This is a genomic window from Paenibacillus amylolyticus, from assembly GCF_047302515.1.
Lineage (GTDB): Bacteria > Bacillota > Bacilli > Paenibacillales > Paenibacillaceae > Paenibacillus > Paenibacillus amylolyticus_G.
In genome coordinates this window covers 3,190,284-3,203,608 of record NZ_CP168019.1, presented here as the reverse complement: position 1 = coordinate 3,203,608, position 13,325 = coordinate 3,190,284, and the positions used below count along the sequence as shown (strand labels likewise).

General features: G+C 47.0%; 13 protein-coding genes. 5 read left to right on the top strand and 8 right to left on the bottom strand.

All coding sequences use genetic code 11. The features are described 5' to 3' along the window. Window positions 1-7: 7 nt before the first annotated feature. A complete protein-coding gene (locus ACDJ59_RS13500; RefSeq protein WP_036608832.1) occupies window positions 8-430 on the bottom strand; it encodes a hypothetical protein in 423 nt (140 codons plus the stop codon). A gap of 123 nt (window positions 431-553) precedes the next feature. Between ACDJ59_RS13500 and ACDJ59_RS13495 the strand changes: the two genes are divergently transcribed. After that, window positions 554-898: a hypothetical protein gene (locus ACDJ59_RS13495; RefSeq protein ID WP_047842639.1), complete on the top strand. Its 345-nt coding sequence runs from the start codon at window positions 554-556 to the stop codon at window positions 896-898. A 73-nt stretch (window positions 899-971) separates the two neighbouring features. Here the strand turns inward: ACDJ59_RS13495 and ACDJ59_RS13490 are convergent, their stop codons facing one another. From ACDJ59_RS13490 to ACDJ59_RS13460, 7 genes are all read right to left on the bottom strand, one after another. Next, on the bottom strand, window positions 972-2,618 hold the full coding sequence (locus ACDJ59_RS13490; protein WP_413409412.1) for an MGH1-like glycoside hydrolase domain-containing protein: 1,647 nt from the start codon (window positions 2,616-2,618) through the stop codon (window positions 972-974). A gap of 23 nt (window positions 2,619-2,641) precedes the next feature. Next, window positions 2,642-3,967 carry an ABC transporter substrate-binding protein gene (locus ACDJ59_RS13485; RefSeq protein ID WP_413409411.1) on the bottom strand — a complete coding sequence of 442 codons (1,326 nt, stop codon included), beginning with the start codon at window positions 3,965-3,967 and terminating at the stop codon, window positions 2,642-2,644. A gap of 38 nt (window positions 3,968-4,005) precedes the next feature. Continuing rightward, entirely contained in the window at window positions 4,006-4,845 is an 840-nt protein-coding gene (locus ACDJ59_RS13480) for a carbohydrate ABC transporter permease (RefSeq protein WP_047844271.1), read from the bottom strand. Window positions 4,846-4,850: 5 nt separating this feature from the next. Continuing rightward, entirely contained in the window at window positions 4,851-5,765 is a 915-nt protein-coding gene (locus ACDJ59_RS13475; RefSeq protein WP_047842642.1) for a carbohydrate ABC transporter permease, read from the bottom strand. Window positions 5,766-5,881: 116 nt separating this feature from the next. Beyond that, entirely contained in the window at window positions 5,882-7,438 is a 1,557-nt protein-coding gene (locus ACDJ59_RS13470) for a response regulator transcription factor (protein WP_413409409.1), read from the bottom strand. After that, window positions 7,413-9,230, bottom strand: coding sequence for a sensor histidine kinase (locus ACDJ59_RS13465; protein ID WP_413409407.1), 1,818 nt, complete (start codon window positions 9,228-9,230; stop codon window positions 7,413-7,415). The genes ACDJ59_RS13470 and ACDJ59_RS13465 overlap by 26 nt, the downstream gene beginning before the upstream one ends. Window positions 9,231-9,346: 116 nt before the next feature. Further along, entirely contained in the window at window positions 9,347-10,636 is a 1,290-nt protein-coding gene (locus ACDJ59_RS13460) for a Gfo/Idh/MocA family oxidoreductase (RefSeq protein ID WP_036670584.1), read from the bottom strand. Window positions 10,637-10,763: 127 nt separating this feature from the next. Between ACDJ59_RS13460 and ACDJ59_RS13455 the strand changes: the two genes are divergently transcribed. The 4 genes from ACDJ59_RS13455 (at window position 10,764) to ACDJ59_RS13440 (ending at window position 13,257) form a co-directional block, all read left to right on the top strand. Then, entirely contained in the window at window positions 10,764-11,666 is a 903-nt protein-coding gene (locus ACDJ59_RS13455; protein ID WP_413409405.1) for a helix-turn-helix domain-containing protein, read from the top strand. Next, complete coding sequence (locus ACDJ59_RS13450) at window positions 11,663-12,109, top strand: RidA family protein (protein WP_047842646.1); 447 nt, start codon at window positions 11,663-11,665, stop codon at window positions 12,107-12,109. The genes ACDJ59_RS13455 and ACDJ59_RS13450 overlap by 4 nt, the downstream gene beginning before the upstream one ends. Window positions 12,110-12,117: 8 nt before the next feature. Continuing rightward, complete coding sequence (locus tag ACDJ59_RS13445; protein ID WP_413409404.1) at window positions 12,118-12,711, top strand: GNAT family N-acetyltransferase; 594 nt, start codon at window positions 12,118-12,120, stop codon at window positions 12,709-12,711. A 135-nt stretch (window positions 12,712-12,846) separates the two neighbouring features. Then, window positions 12,847-13,257 (top strand): phosphotransferase family protein, encoded by a 411-nt coding sequence (locus tag ACDJ59_RS13440; RefSeq protein ID WP_413409806.1) that lies wholly within the window; start codon window positions 12,847-12,849, stop codon window positions 13,255-13,257. Window positions 13,258-13,325: the final 68 nt, after the last annotated feature.

Sequence of the window (13,325 nt, the reverse complement as noted above, 5' to 3'; positions counted from 1 at the left end):
ACCAGCTTTACTTCCGCCTACAAGGCCGTTTCAGGTTTTTTCTTCCGGTGGTTGGCCGATAGATCGACTCGACGCTGGAGAGAGGAAATAAAATACGGGAAGGGACTCTGCCTTTTCCCTGGAGTTCAAGATAATCCAGTCCCACACCCACAAGTCTGATATTGTTAAATGCATTCCTGGAAGGGAAAGTCGTGCGGATTCCCACTCTCACGCCTCGCCGTGTTCGAGGAATATCGAATACCCGAATGGAATTCAGACTGAGTGGAATGAATAATTGACGGTTTACTTTGATAAACTGCCTTGGATAGACACGACGAATACGTCCCGGTTCCAACCCGGAGAGTGGAGTATTCAGTTCTGCAAGGTGCCCCTGGAGTTCTGCCAGACGCTGCTGAAGTGTTTTTCCAGTATGGAGATGCTGCCAGCTCATAAGTATTCCTCCGTTCGCCATTTGTACCTAGTATATGAAGGAACGGGGTCGGAAGGTGTACGTTTGATAGCCCATGTTCGTTAAGGCTAACGGGGTTTCTTTTATAATAGAGGAGTGATTCACATGATCGTAGAGATGTATAAAGACCTCATTAAGGATGAGCGTGGCAATTATTATCTAGCAGTGCAGATCGAGGGCAATGAGCTTACGCTCGTTAATGCTTTCGTCGAAGCGGCATTCACACCTGAACTGATCTACAATGAAGAGTTTCGTACCAAGCATAAAGAGATGGAAGGCGGGTTTGTAGGCAAAATTGCGATGGACCTGCTTCGCCATGATGTGGTCATGGGTATGAAGCAAATCGACCGCAAACTGTTGAACCTGTCGGATGTGGAACAGCAGTTCACGGTAAATTATATTGATACCATTGAATTTTATCGTCACCCGGCGTGGAACCGGAAGGTGTAAAAATAAAGAAATACAAGAGCGCAAGTGCAGGGGAAGTAAACCTCGGCAACTTGCGCTTTTTGCATACAAACAATTAACGATACGTAGGATAGATGATGCCAATATCGCGCTCGGTTCTCAAATTTCCATCAGCGTAACGCTGCATTTCATTTCCTTTGATTCGAATTGGGATGCACTCCCCTTTATAGTAAAGCTCTCCCTCAACGGTGCGAACGCTCATTCCAATAACGCCTTCCAGATGTCCACTATGATCCGTCACCAGTCGAATCCCTGACGGGCCATCCAGATGAACCTTGCCTTGCAGATATACCGTCATGCGATCTGGCGTGTTGACCAATTCATATCCTACTCCGTTGACTTTTCGGCTATAAGCCGTGTTACCAGATACGATCTCACCATGATCCATATCGATGGGGAGCAGTCCGGTAAACCAGAGCTGATTCGATCCAACAGGCATAATTCCGCATAATCGCTCCACATAATCAAGGAGACAGAGGATGGAGGGCGAGTAAGTCTCGGTAAAACCTTGTTTTCCCGTCCATGGGCTTAGTACCTGACCAAATCGCTTATCTTTGGATAGAGCGGACAAGATTGGTTGCATTACCCAGGTTAGCTCCACATATCGATGATGATACTCGAATGCGTGTGGTGCTCGAATCAGACTCAGGAAATTGGATGCCCCTCCCCAGCTGTTATAGGAGGAAAAGGGATCGAATCTGGGATCATCCATTGAAATCGATGTGAACGGGTATTTAGCGAAAAACTTGCTTGTATTCAACAGGTACCAACGTAGTAGGTTATCGAACAATTCACGGTCGCCCACCTCGCAGGCCATTACGCGGAGCAACACATCAGATTGGACTCTGACCAATTCGTCATTGCGATCCCGATCATAGAAGAACATATCCTGTTCGTCGTAACAATAACGGAAGAGACTTTCCAGGCTGGACTCGGCTTTTGCTTTCCAATCCGTTCCTGATTCCCCCAGCTCCTCAGCTATGCGGGACAGATACATGCGCTGACAATAGATATTGGCAGTCAGATCTGGTGCTAGAAAAGGCAGAATCGGAGAATCCGGGTGATAGGCAGAAGCATCATTCATATAAGGTGTATCCGGAACATGCCAGAAACGCGGGGATAAGTCATGTCCGGTGTCAAACGTACTGAAGGCCTCTACACAGCCAGTTCCTCGGGTATTACGGTTGTGGGCAATCCACTCATCATAACGAACCATAGCCTTATACATCGTATTGAGGAAAGACGAGTGCTTGCCTTGAAGCTGATAGTGGTTCCACACACTGCGTGCCAGTGGAGTGACCAACTGGATTTGCCGGAAAGAGGGTCCGTTTGCCGTGAGTTTATACGGAAGCAATCCATCATCTCTTTGCTGCTTGGCAAATGCGAGGTATGTTGTTTCGGACACGGAAGGCAACAGGCGAGACAGCAGCTCCGCATTAATGGTACCTGTGCTCTCTAACCAACATCCCAGATAGATGCCACCTTCTTGTAAAATGGGATCGTTGTCTCCCATGGGCAGGATACAAGCAAGCAATTTCTCCACTGCTGCATAATACGTAGCTTCCACTCGTCCGCCCGATGCCACAAACCGGATACCCGACGCATGCCATTCCTGTAATAACTGCTGATCTTCCGGTTTAACTGGCTGAACTTGATCCATTATCGAAATGTTACGTAGCCGATTCAATATCTCTTCTGTCATATGTTCCTCCTCACAGCGTCTGCTTATTGATTCGATTCAAAGATACGAACGGTACCGTTATAGAAGTCGGAGACAGCTTGCTCCACACTTTTTCGTCCAAATCCGATCTCCTGATTCGTTGTCTGAGCTAACTTGGAGAACTCTGCAAATCCAGGAGGGTTGTAGCTCACGTCAAAAGGTTCAGTCTTCGTTGCTTCAGAGACAAGATTTGTATAGTTATAGACAATCTCCTCCACAGGGCCTGCACCTTCCTGAAGAAGATTACGATTGGCTTCCGTAACGGGCACCCCGCGGTCATTACCGAGGATTTTGGCTGCTTCAGGATCATGAATCCAGAAATCCATTAACGTTGCCACTTCCTTCGGATGTTTGGTATTGGCATAACCCGATAATCCCTGACTCGACTCAAATACAACTCCCGTTCCCTTAGGGCCTCGTGGTACAGGGAGTAGCACCAGAGGATCTTCCGTCAAGCTCTGGAATGCAGCAAGTTGGTTAGATGGTAGTAGAGTCATGGCTGCTTTGCCTGTGATCAACAGGGATTTACTGGTGTCATCATGCGGGTTGGATACCTGCAATTCCGGTGTGACTACACCGCCAGATGCCGAAGTCTTTTCCCAATACTGGAACCATTCCAGAATGTCTTCCTTGGCGAATCCAAGTGTGCCGTTTTTCATGTCATACAGTTGTTTACCCCTTTGTTTTAGATAAATATCCATCCCGTCGACGGTAAAGTTGTACGTTCCATAGAAGCCTTCTCCGAGCTTGTCGGACAACTCTTTGCTGATGGCGGCATAGTCCGCCCAGTCCCAATCGGAAGCTGGCAAAGGCAGGCCGGCTTTCTCAAAGAGTGCCTTGTTAACAATAATTCCTCGTGCGTTTGCACCGGCAGAAATATGTTGCAACTTCCCGTCGAGACGTCCGTATTCGATCATGGTTTCATCCATACCATCCAGATTCAGTTCGTTTCCGACATACGGGTCCAGGTTAAGCAGGACATCTTTTTTGGCATAATCAACGACATTTCCACCGAGGAAAAAGATATCTGGTGCTGTACCTGATGCCAATTGGGTATTCAGCTTGTCGAAATATCCGGAGGAAGGTGCAAATTCACCTACAATTTTAATATCCGGATGCTTTGCCTGAAAGATCTTGAGGGCTTCATTCGTAATATCTGCCCGTTTCTGGTCACCCCACCACATGATGCGCAGTTCGACCTGTCCGCCCTCGGTAGTTCCATTATCATTACCATTGCTTGCATCATTAGTACCGGTATGGTCTGTTCCGGAGCAAGCTGTTACAAATAACAAAAGTGAAGTGATCATACCAATCATGAAACGTTTGAACATGATAAATCCCCCTGTCTAATGATATGAGAAACGTGTTGTTACTTCAGACCAGTTGTCGCAATGCCCTCAAGGAAATATCGCTGAAACAGTAAAAAGATGATAGTCACGGGAAGCAGTGACAGGGTGGACATGGCAAGTAATGCGCCCCAATCGGATTGTCCTGATGGATCGAAGAGAGAGCGAATGCCCAGCTGCACGGTGAACAGATCAATTTTGCTCAGATAGATCATCTGACTGAAAAAATCATCCCAGCTCCACAGGAAGGTGAAGATCGCGGTTGTAATCAGTGCTGGAACGAGCAGTGGCACTACGATTCGGAAAAAGATCTGTGATTGCCCGCAACCGTCAATGGTTGCACTCTCGTCCAGCTCTCGCGGTATACCGCGTATGAATTGAACCATAAGCAAGATGAAGAAGGAATCCTGCGCAAGCCACTTAGGCAGAATGAGCGGGAAATACGTATTAATCCATTGAAGCTCATTATAGAGAATGTACTGGGGCACCAGAGTAACATGGTAAGGCAACATAATCGTGACCAACATCATGCTGAACCACAGGCCTTTGAATCTGAACTTTAATCTGGAGAAAGCAAATGCTGCAAGGGAACAGGAGATCACATTACCCAGCACACTCATGACCGAGATCAGCACGGAGTTGCCGAAGAAACGGCCGAAAGAGATGCCCTGCAGACCTTTCCAGCCATTAATATAGTGCTCCAGCGTGAAGCTGGTTGGGAAAAGACTGCCGCTGGTGAAAATGAGATGATTCGGTTTAAACGAACTGAGAATCAACCATAGTACTGGATATAACATCAGCAGACCGAAGAGTATAATGGCGGCATGCCTCCCGGCCTGAACCAGTTGTCGTTTGATTGGCATATGCATTACCTCCCCTCCTGATTGTCCCCGTAGAACACCCAAAATCGGGATGTAACAAAGACGATTGCGGTGAATACCCCGATAATGACCAACATGATCCAAGCCAGAGCCGAAGCATAACCCATATCAAAGAATGAAAAACCTTTCAGATACAGATACAAGGTATAAAACATTGTTGCGTCGAGTGGACCCCCGCGGCCATCTCCGATCACGTAAGCTGGTGTAAACGCCTGGAATGAATTGATCATGCTCATGATCAGGTTAAAAAAGATAACGGGGGAGAGCATGGGCAGGGTGATTCCGAAAAATTGACGTATCTTTCCCGCTCCATCGACATCGGAAGCTTCATATAAGTCTGCCGGGATCTGTTTCAGGCCCGCAAGAAAGATGACCATGGCAGACCCGAATTGCCACACGGATAGTGTGATGATGGTGTAGACCACATAATCTGGATGCGCAATCCAGGATGGTCCCGAGATACCAAACCAGCTTAAAAACTGATTAACCAATCCATTCCCCTCAAAAAGTTGCCGCCAGACGATTGCAATCGCAACGCTGCCGCCCAAGAGGGAAGGGATGTAATATACGGTCCGGTAGATGCCAAGGGCTCGAATTCCCTTGTTTAGCGCCATCGCCACCAGTAGAGCAAAGGCAAGCCTTAGTGGAACGGATAGAAAGACATAATAAAACGTCAACCCAAGGGACCTGCGAAAGGTATCGTCCTCGGTAAAGATGTGAACATAGTTGCTAAGTCCAGTCCAAGTCGGTGATGACAGTAGATTGAATTTGGTCATGGATAAGTATAGGGACGCAACCATCGGTCCCAGTGTCAGACAGAAGAGTCCGATCAGCCAGGGCAGAAGAAACAAGTAGGCTGTGGTATTGTGCTGACCGTATAAGGGCTTGGTCTGTTTTTTCATCATGTGCCTCCCTTCTGAATGGGTAAGAATAATAGTCACCAATTATGAATTCGCTTACAACATACGGCGTTCTCTTGGTAACCACATCATACCGGGGAAGGGGAGAAGCTTGAATCTCATTTCTTCGGATCATGGCTATCGATTTTTTCGGAATGCAGCAAGCGATAGTCTGACGGACTCATGTTGAACATTCTTTTGAATTTCGAACTGAAATAACTTGGCGAACTGAAACCGGTCAGTTCAGTAATATCCCATACGGTTAATTGGGTTTCCTTCAGCAGTTGCAAGGCGTGTTTCATCCGAACACCCGTCACATATTGAATAAAAGAGGTACCGGCACCTTCCTTAAACAATTCGGAGAAATAGGTAGGATAATAGTTAAATCGTTCAGCGAGTAACGTCAACGTTAGCACCTGCATGTAGTTCTCCTCGATATATCGCTTGGCTAAGTCTATAACCGTCCCATCCCCATCTTCTGAAGGGAGTTGTCGACCCAGGAAGTCTTGAGCCCATTGCATTAATAAGCGTTCTGCTTGATCTGGCGTCTTGAGCCACAGTATCCATTCCGGGGCCATAGGACAATCCATCAACAGTGAAATTTGCAAAATGCTTCGCGTCATTCGGGAGGGAGAGAGCTGGAATGCCTCGTGAAGTTCCTTACGGATGATGCTGCGGAAGGAGTCCAGTTCCCCACGAATGAGACAACGATGCAGCGTTCGGGTAGTTTCCTCGGGCAGTAATGGACTATAGTCTGTTCCTGCCCGAGGATTCGGAGTGTTGCCAGCCCGTTCAGCTGAATTCCAAGCCAGAAGGGAATGGATATAACCTTCTTTCCAGTGCTCAAGTCCAGAATCAGAAAGTCCGACCCCAATCTTGAGTTCCATGGAAAAAACAGATGCCGTATGTCCCGCGAGCTGTTGGATGAATTCGTGCTGCATACCGTCTTGTACCATGAAATGCATGATACCTGCGTGTGCCGAATCATGAAAAACCTGGACGTTATCTGATTCCGACTGGGCGATTTCATAACATACCATTTCGAAAGGAAGATGCATCTGCTCGTGTAAGCGATCTTTTCGAATAGCCTGCTTGTCCGATTGACTTATACTCGCCGTGATGAAACAGACCTTCTGATCCTGCCATGATTCGAGATGGAACAATCTCAGCCGTTCTGGCATTGAGGAAGGCGGTAGGCGGTTACCTTTGACGAGATCAAGAAGGAAACGTTCCTTCATTTCCCGGTAATACTGAGAGAATCGCCATTGCATCAATTCGGAATCGCCTCGTACTTTACGTTGATCATCCAGATCCGCTTTGATTTTGCCTAATGTCGCTTTCAGTTCATCCCGGGCTACAGGCTTCAGTAAATAATCCATGACCTGGCTGCGGACACCCGCTCTGGCATATTGAAAATCTTCATAACCCGTGATTATGACAATCTGGATAGAAGGATTATAACTGCGGCAGACATCCAGTAATCGGACACCGTCCATGACAGGCATATTCATATCGGTAATCAGCAAGTCAAAATGTTCAGATTTCAAAAGTTCATCCGCTTCGATTCCGTTAGAGGCTTCTCCTGTTATGACAAAGCCCATGCCATACCAATCGACTTTCAATTTTAACCCTTCGCGAACTTCGATCTCGTCATCTGCGATTAATACGTTGTACATCATATTCCTCCTGTACGGGTAGAGTCAGTTCAATACATGCGCCTCCGCTTTCATCGTTCTCCATATGAACAGTGAACAAGGCACCATAATGCAGACGGCAACGAGCAATGACATTGCCCAGTCCAATATGCCAGCCTTCGTTATGCAATATGGATTCCAATGAGGGGGGAGCTACGGGATGTTGCAACTTGTGGATTATTTCTGCTGGAATACCTGGTCCGTTGTCTGAAACGCTAATGTGCAGACGATCATACATCCGGTTGATCCGTATCTGTACCTGAGCTGTCGTCTGATGCTGGAAGCTGTATTTCACTGCATTTTCAATAAGTGGTTGAAGAATAAACTTGATGATGACGACGGAGTTCAGTGTACCTTCCAACGTTACCGAAATGTCGAGTTTATGACCGAAACGAGTCTGCAAAATGGAGATATAACGCTGTACATAATCCAGCTCTTCGGTTAGGGGAACACGGTCGTCATTGGTGTTGATAGAAAAGCGCATCATTTTACCCAAATCCTCAATGACCTGAACCGTATCATCCGTTCTACGTTGAATGGCAAGGCTGCTCACCAGCTCCAGGGTGTTAAACATAAAATGTGGATTAATCTGTATAAGAAGTGCTTTGTACTCTGCTTGCTGGCGAAGCAGTTTCAGTTCAAATTCATTCTGGATATGCTGCCGCAGCTGACTGATCATATAACGGAAGGTGAAGATCACATAACTGATCTCACTCTTTACATTTTTATCTGGAGGCAGAAGTGAATCCGCTTGGTCAAAAGCCCCTCGTTGAACCTGTCTCATCGCCAGAACCAGTCTGGTCAAAGGTTTGGTTACGCCATGAGATAGCCATGCAGCAGCCAAGAGGGAGACCAGAATCAGGGCAATCGTCACCACCATAATTGTGCTTTGGAGTTTATGGAGAGAGAGGTACATTTCCTTTTCAGGTGCAAGACCCGCCAACATCCAGCCGGTACGTCCCAGTTTCTTGAATACAAAAATGTCTCGCTGTCCTTCCTGGTTTGTGAGGTATGCTACACCGGATTTGAGCGGGCTGTTTCGAAAACGATCGATCTCTGCGGTAGCTACAGCACCCAACGTGTCTACCTGTTGTGACAGAATAGGATTTCCTTGCTCGCCCAGTAGAAAAATAGTGCTACTCTCCGCAAGATGTATGCGCCGGAGCGGCTCCAGAAAATAGGATTCACTGACATTTACCTTCATGACACTCTGCGCTGTAGCATGATGAAAGGTGCCAATGGGCATCAGCAGACTGACCACCGGATTACCATGATCTCTGACACGTTCATGTTGATCGGTGTGTGCAGGTAACCAGCGTTCTCCCAACGTGTAGAAATTCGTATACCAGGATTCTTGTACAAAGGCACGGTCATATGTTACCTGATTCTCGCTGCCAATTCGCAGTCCATTCCGTCGATAGATGGATACATCTGAGATACTGGTGTAACTGTTGGTTGCTTGGGTGAGAAAACGGCTCATCGCGAGGTTGGCCAGCATCTTTTCTCCTTCCGAAAGGTTCGAATCTCCGATCGCATTATCCCAGTTTTTGCCCATATCACTATTGAAAACAAGAGAGGCGACATCATAGATCTGCATCTGTACCATGTCTACATATGAACCGTACTCCTCCATTTTCTCAAGAGCAGAGGATTCGATGTAAGAGCGAATGACCGTGCGTGATTCCTTAAAGAGCAGGTAGGAGAGTGTGCCAAAAGCGAGGACAAACAGGACAACGATAAAGGCAATCAGGCGGTTTTTTAAAGAGAAGAACATAGATTTCCTCCTTCTACCGAGTCGACGTGCAGATTAATTATAAAAATATAAAAAAGACTGCGTGATATGCGCAGCCTTTATAATGAAATTAATAATGTAGTGCAGACCTGGGAGACTTAGAAACGAACCAGATTATTGACATTGACAGGCAAACCCGTGGCGATGGCGCGATTGGCAGCAATACCCGTCAGAATGGATCTGGCACCGTCCACATGGTTAGCAGCACGATGGAACGGATCTTCTACAGGCTCTCCAAACAGATCATTCAGCAGAACCGGGTCACCTCCGCCATGTCCACCTGCTTTCTCTTCCACTTCAACCTCATATGGCGCATCAAACATTGGAAGAACCCGCAACGTTTTACCGATTAATGCACCTTCTTTACTTTTGTCACCCAATGAATTGACATAGGATTGCTCCACAATGTTCATTTCAATCCGGCCTTTGGTGCCATTAATGGCAATGCGGTAACCTTCCCATGGCTGGTAGGCAACGAGGGAGTAGGTCAGAATGGCTTTGTTCCGATACTTCACAAGAACACCCATTGTATCCTCAATGTTGATGCCATCCCCAAATACGCTTTGATCCCGCTGATAACCATCTTCTGATTCGGCATCCAGATACATGGACTTCATATGTGCGTCTGAATCCAAATGCAGTGCAAAAGGATCATCCTTTGCGATCGGGTTGCCGGTTGCTCGATTGTAGAACTGCGTTACACCGCGTTCTTCTGCGTTTTCTCTGCCGTAATACATCAGATCACCAAATGCAAACACGGTATCCGGTTGCGAGCCAATCCAGAAATTCACCAAATCAAAGTGATGGGTGGATTTGTGCACAAGCAGTCCGCCGCTATTACGCTTGTCCCGATGCCAACGGCGGAAATAATCTGCCCCGTGGCGGGTATTCAGCAGCCATTCAAAGTGAACGGAAGTGACTTTCCCTATGGTATCATTCAGAATAAGTTCCCGAATCTTAGTATGGTGCGGTGCATAACGGTAGTTAAAGGTGACTCTGACGTTCTGGCCAGTCCGCTTGACAGCATCCAGAATCTCCTGACATTTCTCCTCATCGATCGTCATCGGTTTTTCGGTGACAACGTCACAACCCAGTTCCATCGCACGAATGATGTACTTGTGATGGGTACGGTCAACGCTCGTTACGATGACATAGTCAGGCTTCTCGTTCTCAATCATCTGATCAAACTGATCTGCAGGATAAGTGGGTACCTCAGGATACTCGTACTTTTCCTTCAACAGTTGATTCGCGTAGTTCATACGGACTTGATTTATATCACAAAAGCCGACAAGCTCGGATGTATCCCTGTAATCCCGGGTCAAAGCACCATAAAAAAATTCGGCACGGCCGCCGGTTCCGACTAATACATAACGTTTCTTGTTACTCATGTCTATCGCCTCCTTGAATATAGCTCTAGACTATAACAAGGGAGTACTTCTTTCGCCGCATTTTATGCGTAACCGCTTTCAAATGCCGCATATTTTGCTATAATTTATGGAAAGGAGAGAGGGCGCCATGACAGAACCTTTCAGTGCAGATTTTCATGATCCCACGGATTTACTGCACATCGAATATGATCGTCGCATTGGATATTTCTCGATGACGGATGACCATCTGCATGATCATTATGAGTTATATTACCTTTTGTCTGGTGAGCGTATCTATTTCATTAAGGACCGGACCTACCGGGTAAAGGCTGGTGATCTGGTGTTTGTTGACCGTAATACGGTTCACAAGACATTGGAGAGCGGTATGCCCGACCATGAGCGGATGGTGCTATATTTGAAGCCGGAGCTTTTTGCTGCCATAGCTATTTCCCCCGAGTTAGTTGAAGCCTTGAAGGAACCCTTCTGTTGGGAGATTCCCATTGTAAGATTTCCTTCACAGGTCACGGAGGTTTTGGAGCGGATGGTTAGCGAAATGGTGGATGAAATGCTTCGTCCTCAACCTGGAAGCAACCTGCTGCTTCGTCACCGGGCTATTGAATTGTTGCTGCATGCCTATCGTAATCAACACTTGGGCAGGTTAAGCTCCGATGATCGTGAGCCGGTTCTTCATCCCAAGACACAGGCAGTAGTGCGCTATCTGAATGAGAACTATCAGAAACCACTGACATTACCGGAGGTGGCGGGCATGTTTCGCATTAGTCCGCATTATCTGAGTCGATTGTTCAAACAAACGACGGGATTTACCTTCAGTGATTATCTGAATCTGTTACGGGTGAAGGAAGCACAACGTTTACTGCGAGAAAGTGAAGAATCCATTACGGACATCGCCTGGCTTGCGGGGTTCAGTAACTTCTCTCATTTTGGCAAGATGTTCAAACGTACCGTTCAGGTATCACCAAGAGTTTATAGACAGGAATACAAGGAATCGGGTTCCGTGAGGACCATAAAAGAGGGAGAGAATATACGATGATTGAAGCGAGATTAAATGAACTGGGGATCATTTTGCCACAGGCCAGTGCCCCCGCAGCGAAATACGCCAATGCCGTTATTGTGAATGGAATTATGTATGTATCCGGGAAAGGACCGGATACCTCCGAACGCGGCAAACTGGGATCAGACTTCACAACAGAGCAGGGGTATGATTTTGCCCGGAATGCTGGACTGGAGGTGCTTGCTGTCGTTCGAGATGTGTTGGGTTCACTGGATCGGGTGAAGAGAGTGGTTAAAGTGCAGGGATTCATCAATGCGTCCGCTTCGTACCAGGAGCATCATAAAGTGCTAAATGGATTCTCGGATCTGATGATGGAGGTATTCGGGGATCAGGGGGTACACGCCCGTTCGGTATTCGGTGCCGTATCTGTGAGGGATAATTTGCCGCTGATCATTGATTCCATATTTCAGGTAGAGGAGTAGGTATAACGATGACAGAATCGTCTTCATTTAATCCGATCATGTTAACGATACCCGAGAGCTTCCATACGGAACGCCTCTCGATTCGAGCACCACAGTGGGGGGATGGCGCAGCCGTTAATGAGGCGGTCCGTGAGAGTGCGGAGCAGCTGCGGTTGTGGTTACCTTTTGCCGAGAAAATCCCTTCATTGGAAGAGTCTGAAGTGACTGTTCGCAAAGCAAGGCTGCAATATCTGGAACGTACCGACATGATGTTACATTTGCGTGATAGACATACGGATGATTTCGTAGGTAGCAGTGGGTTACATCGCATTGACTGGAATGCACGCTGTTTTGAGATCGGTTACTGGATTCGAACATCGCGAGCTGGTGAGGGTTTGATGACGGAAGCGGTGAGAGGCATTGAGCAATTTGCCATTACTCATCTGGAGGCGAACCGGCTGGAGATCCGCTGTGATGCCCGCAATGTGCGAAGTGCCAAAGTTGCCGAACGAGCGGGTTATACGCTGGAAGGTATACTGCGCAAGATGAGACGTGACAGCACAGGTACGCTGGTTGATTGTATGGTTTTCTCCAAAGTCAGAGGCAGTGAGTTCGGAGGGTAAATATGGAACGAATCGGTCAGGGAAGAACTGCGGAAATCTATGCCTATTCGAACGAGCACATTATGAAGTTATATAGAATGGATTTTCCACTCTAAGCAGTCCAGAAAGAATAAAATATTGCCTGATTAACAGCAGATCTGTCATGGCGATTTTCACCCTGATAATGTTATGCTCAGTGAGGGCGGCGATCCATATAGGGTCATCGATTGGATGACTGGTATGGCGGGAGATCCTGCGGGTGATATGGCTCAAAGCTGGGTAATATTAATGAGCGGCACATTGCCGGAAGATACAGAGCCTGCTATACGAATGGGTTTTGAAACGGTTCGTGAATCGCTGGTCGAATATTACATCCATCATTATATGCAACTTTCCGGGATTACACGTGAAGCAATAGAGTCCTGGATGCTGCCAGTTGCTGCCGCGCGTCTAGACGAGGATTTGCCCGCTCAAGAGAGAGCTGCTCAAGTTTGTTCAGGAACGAATTCGTCGGTTATAAAAGTTGAATTACATATTATTTACACTGACACTACGATGACAGAATAACCTTTCAATCGCTGTTATCCCCAGATTTTTTTGATTCCCTTTTCCGAAGGGGAAAATCCGGGGATAAA